We start from the raw sequence: 14596 nt of genomic DNA, 5'->3' as shown, positions 1-14596 counted from the left end.
CGATGTGGTGGGGAGTGGCCGCTGCCCTGGTGTCGAACGTCCTGTACAGCGGCGGGTTCGTCCTGGAGAAGCGAGCGCTGTCCACCCTGCCCGAAGTATCGGTTCACCGGCCGGCGCGGCTGCTGCGGCTGGTGCTCGGCAACCCGTTGTGGATCGCCGGGGCCCTGTCCCTCGCCGCCGGTTTCGCCGCACAGCTCGCGGTGTACCGGACCCTGCCGATCGCCGCCGCCCAAGGTCTGTTCGTCTCCGGCCTGGTACTGCTCGTGATGCTGTCGGCACGGCTCCTGGGTGAGGAGACCACCGGCCGGGAACGGTACGCGCTGGGCGCCATCCTGCTCGCGCTGCTGATGGTGGTGCTGTCCCTGAAGGAGGGCGTCGAGGGCGCCGACACCGTCGGCCGGGATGCGCCGCACCGGCTGATCCTGCTGGTGTGCGTGCCGTCGCTGGCGACCGGGGTGTGGCTCTACCACTCCGCCGAGCGCCGGGCCCGGCGCCGGCACCGGATGCCGACCACCGGCGTCGAGTACGGGGTCGCCGTCGGCCTGCTCTACGGCGTCAGCTCGCTCGCCATCAAGGGCGTGTCGAGCCATCTGACGACCAGTGGCGTCGGCGACGCGGTGCTCGGGCTGCTGCGCTCCCCGTATCCGTATCTGCTGCTGTTCACCGGCGCGTTCGGCCTGGTGCTGTCACAGGCGGCGCTCCAGCGCTGCCGGGCCTCGCTGATCGTGCCGGTCTGCACGACCGTGACCTGCCTGTACACGGCGGTGCTCGGCACGCTGTCGTTCGGCGAGGAACTTCCCGACGAACCGCTGCGGCTGGGCCTGCGCGTGGCGGGCACGGTGCTCGCGGTCACCGTGCTGCTGGCCATGCCGAAGCACGACACCGCCTCGCAAAAAAGTACCTCTACGAAGGAGCTGACTCCGCCGTGAAGCCCGACGACCCACTGCTGAGGATTCTGGCCTGCCCGCTCGACAAGGGACCGCTGCACCTGCTCCCCGCCGCTGCGGACGCCGAGGGCCACGAGGAGGCGTTGTACAACCCCCGCCTGCGCCGCCGCTATCCGATCGTCGACGGCATCCCGCAACTGCTCCCGTCCTCCGGCGAGCAGGTCTCGGGCGAGGAGCACGAGAGACTGCTGGCGCGCGTGTCCGGGGGCCGTACGCCCACGGACCCCGCCGGGCGTCCCTGGGCCCCGGGGGCGACCCCATGACGGAGAGCCTCCCCCGGGTCACACTCGCCGCCCGTGCTGCGTCCGTCCTGCCCACCCGGGCCGTGGCCGCCGTCGCCCGCGCGGTCTACCCGCGCTTCGAGCCCGAGCTGGCCCGGCTCGCCGACCTGTGCCCGCCGGACTGCGGCACGGCGGTCGACGTCGGCGGCTGGTACGGCCCCTGGACGCACCGGCTGGCCCGGCGCGCCCGCCAGGTGGTGACCGTCGAACCGGTCCCCCACCTGGCGCGGCTGCTCATCTCCGGCGCCCCGCCGAACGTCCGCGTGATCCGTGCGGCGGCCTCGGACCGCACCGGGATCGCCCGGCTGTGGCTGCCGCCGGACGACGGCGGCGACCGGGGCGTGTCCTCCCTGGTCCGCCGGGACATCCACGGCCACGCCCTGGACGTCGCCTGCGTCACGCTGGACGAGCTGGGCCTGGAGGACGTCGGTTTCATCAAGATCGACGTGGACGGCAACGAGTCGGCGGTACTGCGCGGCGCCGCCGGCATCCTCGCCCGCGACCGCCCGGCGCTCTTCGTGGAGCTGGAGTCCCGCATCCAGCCGATCGCACCCGTGGTAGCCCAGCTGTCCCTGCTGGGCTACCACGGCTGGGTGCTGCCCGACGACGCCTGGGTCCCGCTGGCCCGTTTCCCGCTGGAGGCCCACCAGGCCAGGGCCTCCTACGTCGTCTCGCACGGCTTGCTCCGCCGCGTCCTGCCGCACGGCGCACTCAGGGGCCCGCGCTACGTGAACTCGGTGCTGTTCCTCCCGGACGGCCGCCGCCCCGGAGCGCCCGCGGTGAGCGACGATGGTTCCCGTGCCTTCCGCGAGAACCCCCGGTAGCCCGTCCGGCCCGTCCGGCCCCTTCACCCCGCTCGACTTCCAGCTCGTCCTGCTGCGCCGCATGGCGGACCACAATCCCGGCCCGGTCGAGGACGCCCGTCACGAACTGGGCGTCTCCCTCGCCAGAATGCGCGAGGCCAACAAGCGCTGGCAGGCCACGGTCCGCTCGCCGCGCTCCCGTCCGGCCCGTTCCAGGTACCGGTCCGTGCTCGGCGAGCCGGAGTCCCGGGCCCGGCGCCGGATCGGCGACCTCGACTGCGAGGCGTCGCGGTGGCGGCTCCCGCTCTGGCCGGACCTCCGTTTCGAGATCCTCACCGCGCCCGACGGCACCGTCTGGAACGAGTGGCTGGTCCGCGCGCCCGACGCCGGCCCGCCCGTGCTGCGCACCGTCGAGGACCTGACGCCCTGGTCCTGCACGGTCGGCGAGGCCGCCCGCGCCTTCGCCCCGGCCCGCCCGCTCGAAGGCACCGCCCCCACCCGGTGGGGTCTCGCCCTCGTCGCACCGGACGTGCGGGGCGTGCGGCACGAGGTGGTCGCGGAGTTCACCTGGGGCCTGCTGCAACGGACTGCGCCCGGCCCACGGACCGGAGCCGGCGGGCCGCCGCCCGGATGATCGCGTCCACCACCCGGGGGTCACGAGGGCTGCGCCGAAGACGGCGGGCCCCCCTCCACGGCATACCAGCGACTGGCCGACCGCGAGGCCGACAGGACGCACGGCTGACCCCGCCTGCCGCCCGCGCCGCACGTCGGCGACCATGAAGGCCGGCCGCACGACCTCACGCCCCACGGCCCGCCCGCCCGCCCGCCCCGCACCAGGCCACCTCACCACCCGACGGTCAAGGAGTACGACGCGTGTCCTCTCTCTTCCCGGCCCTGGCCGACAGCCGGGCCGGCGGCTCCGCCTCCGGCCGGCCCGCCCTCCGGTTCGGCGAGCGCTCACTGACGTACGGGGAACTCGCCGCCGTGGCCGGCCCGGTCGCCGGGGCCGTCCGCGAGGCGCGGCGGGTCGCCGTCTGGGCGACGCCGACGCTGGAGACGGCGGTCGCGGTCACCGCGGCACTGCTCGCCGGAGTGACCGTGGTGCCCCTGAACCCGAAGTCGGGCGGGAGGGAACTCGGCCACATCCTGTCCGACAGCACCCCGGACCTGGTCCTCACCGCGCCCGGCCAGGAGCTCCCGGAGGCACTGGCCGGCCTGCCCCGCCTGGACGTCGACCCCGCCGACCGCACCCCGGGCACGTTCCCCGGGGACAGCGCGGGCGACGAGGACCCGGCCCTGGTCGTCTACACCTCCGGCACCACCGGCCCGCCCAAGGGCGCCGTCATCCCCCGCCGTGCGATCGCCACCACCCTGGACGCGCTCGCCGACGCCTGGCAGTGGACCGGCGACGACGTCCTCGTCCACGGGCTCCCCCTGTTCCATGTGCACGGTCTCGTCCTGGGCGTCCTGGGTCCGCTGCGCCGGGGCGGCTCGGTGCGTCACCTCGGCAGGTTCACCATCCAGGGGGTGACCCGGGAGCTGAGCACCGGCGCGACCATGCTGTTCGGCGTGCCGACGATGTACCACCGCGTCGCGGAGTCGCTGTCCACCGAGCCGGAGCTGGCCACGGCGCTGGCCGGGGCGCGGCTGCTGGTGTCGGGGTCGGCGGCGCTGCCCGTGCACGACCACGAGCGGATCGCGGCGGCCACCGGACGCCGGGTCGTCGAGCGGTACGGCATGACGGAGACGCTGATGAACACCAGCGTCCGCGCGGACGGCGAGGCCCGCCCCGGCACCGTGGGTGTGCCGCTGCCGGGCGTGGAGCTGCGGCTGGTGGAGGAGGACGGGTCCCCGGTGACGGCGTACGACGGTGAGACCGTGGGCGAGATCCAGGTGCGCGGCCCGAACCTGTTCACCGAGTACCTGAACCGGCCGGACGCCACCGCGGGCGCCTTCACCGCCGACGGCTGGTTCCGTACCGGTGACATGGCGGTGCGCGATGCCGGCGGCTGTGTCCGGATCGTCGGCCGCAAGGCCACCGACCTGATCAAGAGCGGGGGTTACAAGATCGGTGCCGGGGAGATCGAGAACGCGCTGCTGGAACACCCCGGCGTCCGGGAGGCCGCGGTGACCGGGGAGCCGGACGCCGACCTGGGCGAGCGGATCGTGGCGTGGATCGTCCCGGCGAATCCTCAGTCGCCCGCTGCTCTCGATGAGTTGGCGGACCATGTCGCCCACCGTCTGGCCCCGCACAAGCGTCCGCGGGTACTCCATCACCTCACCTCGCTCCCCCGCAACGACATGGGGAAGATCATGAAGCGGGCGCTGCGTCATGACTGACCGGCTCTCCGCACGCGAGACCGTCGCGCGCGTCGCCGACGCTTCCACGTTCACCGAACTCCCTCACCCCGTCCGGGAGTCCGCCCCCGACGGCCCGCTCGGCTGGCCGGGTTACGACGCCCTGCGCGCCGGTGCGGCCGAGCGCACCGGTGAGCAGGAGTCGGTGGTCTGCGGCACCGCCCTGGTCGGAGGCGTCCGGGCCGTGCTGATCGCCTTCGAGTTCGGCTTCCTCGGCGGTTCGCTGGGCGAACGCACCGGCGACCGGCTGGTGTCGGCGTACGCGTACGCCCGCGAGCACCGGCTACCGGTCGTCCCCCTGGTCGCCACCGGCGGCAGCCGGATGCAGGAGGGCATGCTCGCCCTCACCCAACTCCAGCGGGTGGTACGTGAGTCGGTGCTCACCAGGGAAGCCGGGCCGGTACAGATCGCGGTGGTCCGGGATCCGACGACGGGCGGCGGCTGGGCCACCCTGGGCGCGGGCGCCGACGTGGTCCTCGCGCTGCCCGGCGCACAGGTCGGCTTCGCCGGCTCGCGGGTCCGCCCGGCGGACGCCGACCCGGCGGCGTACACGGCCGAGGCGCAGGTGGCGGCGGGCACGGTGGACGCCGTGGTCCCGCCGGAGGACCTGCGTGGCACGCTGGGCCGGTGGCTGCGGCTGCTGACCCGCCCGTCCACCACCCCGGTCGCTCCACCGCAACCGCTGGGCACGGGCCCGGGCGGCCTTCCGGCCACCGGCCGGGACGCCGTACAGCGTGCCCGCTCCCCCGAACGCCCCCGCGCACACGCCTACCTGGACGCGTACTTCACCCACCGCGTGGCGATCAACGGCGACCGCTGCGGCGGCACCGATCCGCAGGGCGTGCTCTGCGGCTTCGGCGAGCACGAGGGCCGTACGGTCGCCTACGCGGCGCAGACCGGGACGGCGACCCGTCCCGCCGGGTACCGCACCGCCGCCCGGCTGATCCGGCTCGCGGACCGGCTCGGCATCCCGGTGCTGACCCTGGTGGACACCCCGGGCGCGGCCAACGACGCGGAGGCGGAACGGCAGGGCGCGGGGACGGCCATCGCCGACCTGTTCGCCGCGGTGGCCGCCGCCCGCACCCCGGTCACCACGCTCGTCGTCGGCGAGGGCGGCTCCGGCGGCGCGCTGGCCCTGGCGGCACCGGGCAACACCTGGGCCGCACCCGACAGCTACTTCTCGGTGATCGCCCCGGAACTCGCGGCGGCGATCCTCAAGCGCCCCCCTCAGGAGGCCGGGGCCACGGCGGACCAGCTCCGCGTCCGCCCCCAGGACCTGGTGGACCTGGGCGTCGTACGGGGCATCGTCGGCCACCACGCCCACGACCCCGGTCGCCGTCACGACGACAGGTGAACCGGGGGCCACCCGCGGCCCACGCGGTCGCCTCCGGCCCCGAACCTCGTCCCACGTGCGGCAGGCGGAGCACAGGACCGGGCCGCCCACGACCACCCGCGCCCGCGTCGGTGACGGCATCGGCATCGGCATCGGCATCGGCATCGGTGGGGAGGCGGCCACCGCCTTCTTCCCGCAGCACCTCGGCCGAGCCCCCGACGGGGACGGGGCCGGTGAAAGGCTCGGGGCCGTCCCTGCGGTTGCCGTGCCCCACCCCCGTTCAGCGGCCCCCCGCCCGGCCCTCCACAACAGGCGGTGGCTCCCGCCCGCGCGCACGATGGTCCTGAGGTTCGCCGTCCGGCGGCCCGCAGAACCGCGCACTCGGGAGGATCTGCCGTGACCGCCAGTCTGGAGCAGTTGCGCCGCTGCCACTTCGCCGTCGACCTGGGAGCGGCCCGTACCCGGGTCTACGTCAAGGGTGCCGGGCTCGTCGTCGACCAGCCGTCCGCCGCCGCCGTGAACACCCGTACCGGTGCGCTGATCGCGGTCGGTGAGCTCGCGGAACGGATGACCGGACGGACGCCGAGCTACATCCGTGTCGTACGGCCCGTCTCGGGCGGCACCGTCGTCGACATCGAGATGGCGCAGCGCATGCTGCGCCATCTGCTCGGCGAACGGATCCGCCGCACCCTGCGCCGCAGGCCCCGGCTGCGCGCCGCGGCAGCCACCCCGCACGACGCCGATCCGCTGGCCCAGCGCGCCACGATCGAGACGCTGGTCGGGCTGGGCGCCCGCCGGGTGGAGCTGGTCGACACGCTCATCGCGGCCGCCGTCGGCTGCGGACTGCCCGTGGAGCGTCCCGAGGCGACCATGATCCTGGTGTGCGGGGCGGCGACCACGCAGGTGGCCGTGCTCTCGCTCGGCTCGATCGTGACGGCGGAGCGCATGTCCGTCGGCGGGGACGCCGTGGACCACGCCATCATCCAGCACCTGCGCCACCAGCACGAGCTGATGCTGCCGAGCCAGTCCGTACGGCCGCTGCAGGTGGCCCTGTCCGGCAACGGGCTCACCCCGCACGGCCCGGAGTCGACGGAGATCCACGGCCGGGACGTCGCCACCGGCCTCGCCCGCTCGGTCAAGGTCGACACGGCGGCCGTACGGCACGCCATCCAGACCCCGCTGACGGCCGTACTGGACGGGATCGGCAAGGTGCTGCGGGGCTGCCCGCCCGACCTGGTCGCCGACCTCGCCGACCGCGGGATCATGATGGTCGGCGGCAGCGCCCTGCTGCCGGGTCTCGACCAGATGCTGCGGCAGGCGACGGGCATGCCGGTCCACATCGCCGAGCGGCCGGACGTGTGCGCCGTCCAGGGCCTGGGCGCCATGCTGGAGGGCAAGATCGCCCCCCTGGTGCTGAACCCGCTGGCTACCTGAGCCACCGGCCGGCCGTAACCGGCCGTAACCGGCCGGAATTCCGGCCGGTGCGCGAACGAGGGGTGTAGGGCGCGGCAAACCGGGCAGGCGCTTCCGCGAGTACTGCACGGACCGTATACGTCCCGCCCCGCACTCCCGCACCTCCTGCCGCCCGGTCCACGGCACCCGACCAGCACGCCCGACGGCCCGCACGCATACCGAACCAGGCGGTGACATGACCTTCGCGGCTCCACCCCCTTCCTCGGGAAGACGACACACGCTGGTCATCGGTGGGCGCATGGACGGGAACCGGGCCCTGCTCACCCCGCGCGGTGAACTGGTCCACGGCAGCGCCGACGCCCTCGCCCGAAAGCTGGCCCAGCTGCCCGCCCGCGCGGCCCGGGTCGACCTGGACATGAGCGGCGTGCGTTTCATGGACACGGCGGGACTGCGGTTCCTGGACGTCCTGCGCGACCACGGCAGTCGGCGGTCGGTGCCGGTCACGGCCACCCGCTGGAGCGGTCAGCCTCGGCGCATCCTGGCGCTCGTCGGCCTGGACCCGGCCGATCCCCTGCGCTCCCGGAGCCGGGGCGACGTCCCCACCCCGGTGACGGCCCCGGGACCGGCGCGGCGGCCACCTGTGCGGGTACGGGAGGACGAGGTCGAACAGCTCCGGCGGGAGATCGCCGCCCGTTTGGCCGTCGACCGGGCCCGCGGCATCCTCATGGCCGCCCACGGCTGCGGCTCGGACGCCGCCTGGCACATCCTGCGCGAGACCTCCCGTCTGTCCGGCGCCCCACTCCACACGGTCGCCGCGGCCGTCACCGCCGACACCGACCGGGCGGGCCCCCGCCCTCCGCAGGAGGTACGGGAGGCCCTGGCCACTGCCCTGGCCCGCCACCTGCCCTGAGCCGGAGCGGACGCCCCGGCCGCGGACGAAGGTCCGGACATCGCCGTCATGCTGCCGAAGACGGCACACGTGGCGCGGATTCCCGTCACCCGTCCCGGACGACCCGTACCGCCACAGGAAAAAGCCCGGTCGGGGGATCGCGGCCGGTCGTCGGCGTCCGCCGGGCGGCGGTGCCGGGTCAGGAGGGTGCGTCCACCGGTGAGGCGACCCCCGTGCCGTGGACACTCTGACAATGGATCGTGCAGATCCAAGGGAAGGTGTTCCGGTGGAACGCAGGTCTCCGTATCCGGCGGAGTTCAGGAACGACGCTGTCGCGCTGTACCGCGCGGCGGGCGGGAAGCGCACGTACGCGGCGGTCGCGGCGGACGTCGGGGTGACCGGCGAGACGCTGCGGAGCCGGGTGCGCCAGGCCGACGAGCACGCGGGCCGCGCTCATGGCCACGGCGAGCAGGGCGCGGAGAGCCGGGACGAGGAGCTGGCCCGGCTGCGCGCGGAGAACGGCCGGCTGCGCAAGGCGGAGAAGGAGTGGGAGCTCGAGCGAGAGACCCTGCGCCGGGCAACGGCGTATTTCGCCCAGGAGATGAAGTGAAGACCCACCGCTGGGACTTCGTCTCCGCCCACGCCCAGGCCTTCGGCGTTCAGCGGATATGCCGGGTCCTTCGGGTCTCGCGCTCGGGCTACTACCGGTGGACCGCCGGCGCGACGTCCCGCCAGAAGCGGCAGGCCGACGACGACGCCCTGCTCGCGGAGATCCGTGAGATCCACACCGAGCACAAGGGCACCTACGGAGTCCGGCGCGCCCATGCCGAGTTGCGCGGCTTCGGACACACGGTCAACCGCAAGCGCGTCGAGCGCCTGATGCGCGTCAACCGGCTCCAAGGCCGCCATCTGCGGCGTCGCCAGCACACCACGATCCCCGACCGGCTCGCACCGCCCGCCCCGGACCTCGTCCGACGCCGCTTCACCGCCGCGCGGCTGGACGAGAAGTGGTGCGGCGACATCACCTACGTGCAGGTGGGTGGCTCGTGGCTGTATCGCCTGCGTCATCGAGATCTGCTCACGCCGGGTGCTCGGCTGGTCGATGGCCTCGCACATGCGCGCCGAGCTGGTCATCGACGCACTGAAGATGGCTGTGGCGACCCGCGGTGGCAACGTCCCCGGGGTGATCTTCCACGCGGACAGGGGGTCGCAGTACACGTCCGCCGCGCCTGCGCAGTCGCTCCAGTTCCTCCTGGACGCTCTCGCTCCGCCCGCCAGCAGCCGCACCGTTCCGTCGGGCGCGGGAGACCCAGCTGGCCAACGTGGTCTCGTTGATCCCCAGCTCCCTCGCGACCTGCGCGAGCGGCTTGCCTGTCTCGGTCACGATACGCACAGCCCCCTCACGGAACTCCGCGTCGAACTTCCGCCTCTTCTCCGCCATGACTCCCAACTTCCCCTGCAGTCACGGCCTCTCCGCTACGAGGGGAAGGTCATCCGGCCCCTCAAGGCCCAGTGTCCAAGGTGTCCACACTCAGGGGGAAAGCCCCGACGGCACTTCCCAGCCGGCTGCAGACCCTCGCTGCGGGCCCGGTCCACGAGCATCGCAACCAACTGCTCATCGCTCGCCGGCACGGCCACCGCCGACTCGCTGCCCGGTATCCGCTCGATGGTGGTGTCGCTCATCTGGCGTCTCCTCGATCATCGGATCCGCGGTTCATTGAACACTCCCTCCGGAGCGGATTGCGATCAGCCACACGGGGATCCCCTCTGTACGTTATCGTGTACGTCATGAAGACGATGAGTGTCACCGAGCTACGCGCGGGCATCGCCGACGCCCTCGACGCGGTGGAGAACGACGCCGAGGAGCTGGTCATCACCCGGACTGGCCATGAGCCGATGGTCGTCGTCTCGCTCGCCGAGTACGAGGCACTGAAAGAGACCGATTACCTGCTGCGGTCACCCGCGATGGCCGAGCGCCTGCGCAGGTCCATCGAGCAGGACCGGGCCGGCCAGGGTGCACTTCGCGAGCTGGTGGATCCCGATGACGAGGCCGGGCGGGGCGCCGCGTGAAGGTGCTGTTCGTCGACGACGGTTGGAACGATTACCTGTGGTGGCAGGGGAACGACCGCAAAATACTGAAGCGCATCAACCAGCTGATCGCCGACATCGACCGGGGCGGCCACGAAGGAATCGGCAAGCCCGAACCGCTGCGGAACGACCTCTCCGGCTACTGGTCGCGGCGCATCAACTCCGAACACCGACTGGTGTACCGCATCGATGAGAACACCATCATCCACGTGGTGGCATGCCGCTTCCACTACGAACGGTGAACCAGGCGCATACCCACGGGCCACGCCTCGGCTCTTGACAGCATCCGTCAGCCTTCGCAGGACACAGGCACGGGCTCACGATCCACGTGACCAGGGCGCGACCGTTTACTCGGGGGCGTATCGGACGCTGAGCATGATCGTGACCCCCTGCTCCATGATGACCTCGCGGGCATACGCTCCTGGGAGCGAGCATCGCCCCTACCCACCGCAGGAGGTCAGGAATCCAGGCGACGCGCGCTCAGCCAGGCGACCATCTCCGGGTCGCGGTGGTCGAAGAAGAGCTACGTGCCGGCTTCCGGGGTGGCGTTGGCGTCCCTCTGGGCCTCGGTGAGCTCGAAGTCGAGGGCGTCGATGTTCTCCGGCGCCCAACGAGACCCCCCGCCAGCAGGAGGCGTTTGACAACCTCATGCACCAAAACCCTCACCAGTCACACCGGTGAGGTGCACTCAGTGGCGGTCTCGCCTGACGGGACCCGGCTCGCCACTAGCAACATGGACCGGTAGGTGCGGCCGTGGGACCGCCCTTAACGCTCCCACGGACACGAGGGCAACAAAAGGCCAGGTCACAGCCGTGCGATACCTGCTTGGAAAGACCGAAGCCTCACGTTTGCTGCACCTACGCGCGGCGAACGCTGCACGCGAAACGCCCCCGGAAAACGCGTTTTCCCAGGTCAGAACGATTCTGCCCGGGGATGCCGAGTGGGGCAGGTGGGAATCGAACCCAAAAGCGTGACGCCCCCTCACCTGCGACGATGCCGAAACGGCGGACATAGCCACCCGTTTCCATCCGGCTGCATCCCCCGCGATCCCGCTCGGATGGGGATCGGTTAGGCGTTCGCCACACCGGTTCGTATCCGCTCCGAACGAGCACCGCTCTCGAGAAGTAGAAAACGATCTCGTCTTCAGCGTCACCGGATCGCCGCCGCGTTGCAGAGGGCACCGCTGGAATCGGGCTGCCGCGCACGGTTACGCTCCGTCGTGAACGGCGGGCTGCGGGCCAAGGCGCGTGGTGGAGCGTGATGGGTACCTATCCGTAGCGGACCACGCTTTGCTAGGCAGCATCTGCGGGTCCGCCCTGGTGGGGCGGAACGTCGGTCAGCTTCATGTGCGTGCCCCGCTTTGATTCGTCCCCTCTGTTCTGTGGCTTGCTGGACGCCGACCGCGGTGGGTTATTCCTGATCACTCCTGAGGACTTGCGCAGCAGCGAACAGTGGTACGTGGAAGAGACCGCCGTGCTGGTAACCCGCACGTGCAGCACCACCGGTGTCATTGACGTCACCGACGCGTTCTCGCTCCGGTCGGAGTCCTTCCTGGAAAAAGGCGTACCAGCGGCAAACGGAGCTCTCCCCCGACGCGTACGCGTGGTGGCCGGGAACGTCCGCCTCCACGTACTGAACCGCCCCGGGTTTGATGGAGACATCGAAGACCCGGAAGAGTGCCGATCATGGCTGCTCCCGTAAGTACCCTGACGAGTTGCGCGAGCGCGCGACCCGCCTGGCCGTCGAGGCCTGCAAGGACCCCGCGGCGCGGACGGGCGCGGTGCGGCGCATCGCCGACTCGGAGCGGTGGTCGAAGGCGCCGCTGAAGCACTCGGGCGCCATGTAGGCCGTGGGTGCCGATCAGGACGCCGGTGGTGGTGATGTCGTGTCGGGCGTCGCTGCTCCTGGTGATGCCGAAGTCGACGACCGTCGCTTTGCCGTTGGACCTGACGATGGTGTTGGACGGCTTGATGTCCCGGTGGGTCAGGCCTGCCAGTCACGTATGGGCAGGGCGATCATTCTTCCGGGTCGTCCTCAGGCAGCTCCTCCTCCGTATCGCGGACGGTCCAGTCGTCGGCCAGCAGCGCGACGCCGTGAGCACCGAGCCATGCCGAGAGGCCGTCGTACGACAACAGCGCGGAGGCGGCCTCGGCAGGGTCGCCGCTGAGCTGCCGCAGCGCGGGGGTGGCGGACTCCAATTGGTCGGCCGCGAATCTGCTCCATGCGTCCCGGTAGGTCACCTCGAATGTCCAAGTGCCTGACACCACGAGAAGATCCCTGTCCTGTTCTGCTTCCGATGTGGCGTCGAGTTCCTCCGAGCTGTCTTCCCAGCTGTCTTCCTCAAGCTCGGCGAAGGGGCTGTCCCAGTGAGTCTGTTCACGAACACACTCACCGTATGCGGCTGCAGCTCTTCTGAGGGCTTCAAACGCTTCGATGCCGGCCTCACCGGCCTGATCCGGTGCGGACATGACCTGAGCATGCTGCCGCAGGGCAACGATCAACTCGTCGAGGCGGCCTTGCATGCTCACGGGCGCTCGCTGCTCTCTGTGCGGGAGGCGGGGGCCCAGGAAGTCTCCGCCATGAAGCGCTTACGGAAAACCGTGCCGGGAGTCGCGAAGGCGACTTCGAGTGCCTCATGGGGCACGTCGCGGCTCTCGGTACGCCGGGGAACCTTGCGGTAGCCGCACGCGCGCATGAGCGTCGTAGCCGAGGCCCAGCTGTCCGATGCCACCACTACTTCGTCGAGAGCGTCGCAGGCATTGCTCTCGTCGGCCAGGACCGCGTATGCGATCACCGAGCCCGCGACTCGGGCTCTGGCACTCATACCACCCATGTTCACTCCATCGGTTGCGGGTGGCGAGGCCGCCGAAAGGCTGCCTCGCCACCCAGTCCCTGTGACGGGAATCGACTCTACTGGTCAGCAGTAAAACGTCTTCTGATCAGCCCCGGCGCCCGAGACCACGTCCGTGCCAGCGGTAGTGGATGGTGCCGTACCGACCGTTCTTGCGCCACGTGAGGTGGGAGTGAGCTGTTCCCAGTAACCGTCGGCCACCGTCCGTGAGCGGGAGGCGCGTCGCGCGGTCCGCGGTATCCCCCAAGTCCGGGCAGGCGTAAGGCCCCTGGTAGGAACATCTTGCGACAGAAAGATCCGACCGAGGGGCCTCACGTGCCGACCAGTGTCACATACACCGCCGTGCTCGATGTGAGGCGGTCCACCGCCGAGCACCTGGCCGGTCTCCTGCGCGACCACCGAATCGTGGCCAGGACCCGCAAGGGGCGACGCGCGCTGGGCTGCTTCAAGCAGGCCGTGCTCGTGCTGCGCTGGTTCCTCGACGGCACCCGACTGGCCCAACTCGCCCGCGACAACGGCCTGTCGGTCTCCACCTCCTACCGCTACCTCCACGAAGGACTGGCCGTCCTGGCCGCCGGCGCACCGGACCTGTCCACCGCGCTGGAGCGTGCGAAGGCAGCCGGGCTGACGCATCTGAACCTCGACGGTACGGTCATCCGCACGGACCGCGTCGCCGCCCCGGGCCCCAACGGCGCAGACCTCTGGTGGTCCGGAAAACACAAGCACCATGGCGGGAACGTGCAGGTCATCACCACCCCGGACGGCCGGCCGATCTGGGTCTCGCCCGTACGGCCGGGCCGGGAACACGACACCACCTGCGCCCGCCACCACGGGCTGGTCGAGGCACTCAACCGCATCGCGGCCGAACTGGACATGCCGACCCTGGTCGACCTCGGCTACGAGAACGCCGGCGACGGCTTCCGCCATCCCTTCAAGAAGCCCGCCGGAGGCGAGCTGACCGAGGAGCAACAGACGTACAACAAGGTCATCCGCGGCATCCACGGCGTCTGCGAGCGCGCCAACTCCCTGCTCAAGACGACCTTCAAGGCCCTGCGCAGGGTCAGCCTCGACCCCAGCCGTATCACGAAGATCGCCGCCGCAGCCCTCGTCCTGCTCCAACTCGAATACGACCGCACCATCTGAACGATCACGCAACGTCATGATCCATTACTGGGAAGGGCTCAGTGCGTTCGCCGCCGTGTGTTCGGGCGACGGCGACCCCGTGTCGGCCTGCCGCGTCCACAGCGTCGGAAACGGCGTCGACTCCGGGGATGAGGGCAGCGGCCCGGTAGAGAGCCGCGGTGGTCTCGGGGGAGTCGCTCCATTGCGCAGAAGGTCGCCGATCGTGACGAAGGCTTCCTGGTCCGGTCCCGTCGTGGAGTCGGAACCGGCACCGTGATTCTCCTCGGCGTCGTCGCGGATCCGCTTCAGCAGAGCGTCGGGATCGGCCGGCAGGGCAGCCAGGAAGTTGTAGGTCGGTGAGTTCAGATTCCCTCCGCCCGCAGTGCCCGGCAGTTCATTAGGCAAGTCACTTATCGGAATCAAGGCTGTCGGCTTGCACACGGACCGGCGTCAGCGTTGGTGCAGCCGCCAACCGAGCCCACGCGAAGCTGCTCACCTTCACGACACGGAC

The 14596-nt window shown here is 71.4% G+C and carries 16 protein-coding genes and 3 pseudogenes; 15 read left to right on the top strand and 4 right to left on the bottom strand.

The window, feature by feature from the left end; all coding sequences use genetic code 11:
• The first annotated feature begins 14 nt into the window (after nucleotides 1-14).
• The 9 genes and pseudogenes from HUV60_RS23835 to HUV60_RS23795 form a co-directional block, all read left to right on the top strand.
• The gene (locus HUV60_RS23835) at nucleotides 15-929 is read left to right on the top strand and encodes a DMT family transporter (protein ID WP_257850230.1); all 915 of its coding nucleotides are present in this window, start codon (nucleotides 15-17) and stop codon (nucleotides 927-929) included.
• Nucleotides 926-1210, top strand: a complete 285-nt coding sequence (locus tag HUV60_RS23830; protein ID WP_257849248.1) for a Trm112 family protein — start codon at nucleotides 926-928, stop codon at nucleotides 1208-1210. Before HUV60_RS23835 ends, HUV60_RS23830 begins: the two co-directional genes overlap by 4 nt.
• Nucleotides 1207-2052 (top strand): FkbM family methyltransferase, encoded by an 846-nt coding sequence (locus tag HUV60_RS23825; RefSeq protein WP_257849246.1) that lies wholly within the window; start codon nucleotides 1207-1209, stop codon nucleotides 2050-2052. The genes HUV60_RS23830 and HUV60_RS23825 overlap by 4 nt, the downstream gene beginning before the upstream one ends.
• On the top strand, nucleotides 2018-2665 hold the full coding sequence (locus HUV60_RS23820) for a hypothetical protein (RefSeq protein WP_257849245.1): 648 nt from the start codon (nucleotides 2018-2020) through the stop codon (nucleotides 2663-2665). The genes HUV60_RS23825 and HUV60_RS23820 overlap by 35 nt, the downstream gene beginning before the upstream one ends.
• 239 nt (nucleotides 2666-2904) lie before the next feature.
• The gene (locus HUV60_RS23815; protein WP_257849244.1) at nucleotides 2905-4371 is read left to right on the top strand and encodes an acyl-CoA synthetase; all 1467 of its coding nucleotides are present in this window, start codon (nucleotides 2905-2907) and stop codon (nucleotides 4369-4371) included.
• Complete coding sequence (locus HUV60_RS23810; protein WP_257849243.1) at nucleotides 4364-5743, top strand: carboxyl transferase domain-containing protein; 1380 nt, start codon at nucleotides 4364-4366, stop codon at nucleotides 5741-5743. The genes HUV60_RS23815 and HUV60_RS23810 overlap by 8 nt, the downstream gene beginning before the upstream one ends.
• Nucleotides 5744-6118: 375 nt before the next feature.
• On the top strand, nucleotides 6119-7156 hold the full coding sequence (locus tag HUV60_RS23805; protein ID WP_257849242.1) for a rod shape-determining protein: 1038 nt from the start codon (nucleotides 6119-6121) through the stop codon (nucleotides 7154-7156).
• Nucleotides 7157-7433: 277 nt separating this feature from the next.
• Nucleotides 7434-8045: an ANTAR domain-containing protein gene (locus HUV60_RS23800; protein WP_257849241.1), complete on the top strand. Its 612-nt coding sequence runs from the start codon at nucleotides 7434-7436 to the stop codon at nucleotides 8043-8045.
• Between the two features lie 265 nt (nucleotides 8046-8310).
• Nucleotides 8311-9252, top strand: a pseudogene (locus HUV60_RS23795) (IS3 family transposase); the annotation flags it as partial.
• A gap of 57 nt (nucleotides 9253-9309) precedes the next feature.
• Here HUV60_RS23795 and HUV60_RS23790 read toward each other — a convergent pair.
• A pseudogene (locus HUV60_RS23790) lies at nucleotides 9310-9465 on the bottom strand (transposase); the annotation flags it as partial.
• 347 nt (nucleotides 9466-9812) lie between these two features.
• On the opposite strand from HUV60_RS23790, the gene HUV60_RS23785 reads away from it, so the two are divergent.
• From HUV60_RS23785 to HUV60_RS23770, 5 genes are all read left to right on the top strand, one after another.
• Nucleotides 9813-10094, top strand: a complete 282-nt coding sequence (locus HUV60_RS23785; RefSeq protein ID WP_164493698.1) for a type II toxin-antitoxin system Phd/YefM family antitoxin — start codon at nucleotides 9813-9815, stop codon at nucleotides 10092-10094.
• Entirely contained in the window at nucleotides 10091-10354 is a 264-nt protein-coding gene (locus tag HUV60_RS23780; RefSeq protein ID WP_257849240.1) for a Txe/YoeB family addiction module toxin, read from the top strand. Before HUV60_RS23785 ends, HUV60_RS23780 begins: the two co-directional genes overlap by 4 nt.
• A 266-nt stretch (nucleotides 10355-10620) precedes the next feature.
• The gene (locus HUV60_RS33630) at nucleotides 10621-10857 is read left to right on the top strand and encodes a WD40 repeat domain-containing protein (protein ID WP_331462016.1); all 237 of its coding nucleotides are present in this window, start codon (nucleotides 10621-10623) and stop codon (nucleotides 10855-10857) included.
• 599 nt (nucleotides 10858-11456) lie between these two features.
• A complete protein-coding gene (locus HUV60_RS23775) occupies nucleotides 11457-11813 on the top strand; it encodes a trehalase-like domain-containing protein (protein WP_257849239.1) in 357 nt (118 codons plus the stop codon).
• A 13-nt stretch (nucleotides 11814-11826) separates the two neighbouring features.
• Nucleotides 11827-11958 (top strand): hypothetical protein, encoded by a 132-nt coding sequence (locus HUV60_RS23770; RefSeq protein WP_257849238.1) that lies wholly within the window; start codon nucleotides 11827-11829, stop codon nucleotides 11956-11958.
• Nucleotides 11959-12127: 169 nt separating this feature from the next.
• Here the strand turns inward: HUV60_RS23770 and HUV60_RS23765 are convergent, their stop codons facing one another.
• Nucleotides 12128-12640, bottom strand: coding sequence for a hypothetical protein (locus tag HUV60_RS23765; protein WP_257849237.1), 513 nt, complete (start codon nucleotides 12638-12640; stop codon nucleotides 12128-12130).
• Nucleotides 12637-12936, bottom strand: coding sequence for a hypothetical protein (locus HUV60_RS23760; protein WP_173313100.1), 300 nt, complete (start codon nucleotides 12934-12936; stop codon nucleotides 12637-12639). The genes HUV60_RS23765 and HUV60_RS23760 overlap by 4 nt, the downstream gene beginning before the upstream one ends.
• Nucleotides 12937-13278: 342 nt before the next feature.
• Between HUV60_RS23760 and HUV60_RS23755 the strand changes: the two genes are divergently transcribed.
• A complete protein-coding gene (locus HUV60_RS23755) occupies nucleotides 13279-14106 on the top strand; it encodes an HARBI1 family protein (protein ID WP_269441231.1) in 828 nt (275 codons plus the stop codon).
• A 37-nt stretch (nucleotides 14107-14143) separates the two neighbouring features.
• Here the strand turns inward: HUV60_RS23755 and HUV60_RS23750 are convergent.
• Nucleotides 14144-14457: pseudogene (locus tag HUV60_RS23750) on the bottom strand (CU044_5270 family protein); the annotation flags it as partial.
• Nucleotides 14458-14596: the final 139 nt, after the last annotated feature.

It is taken from the genome of Streptomyces sp. KMM 9044 (assembly GCF_024701375.2).
Lineage (GTDB): Bacteria > Actinomycetota > Actinomycetes > Streptomycetales > Streptomycetaceae > Streptomyces.
Note: the sequence above shows the minus strand (reverse complement) of the source record. Positions and strands in the feature narration are given on the sequence as shown.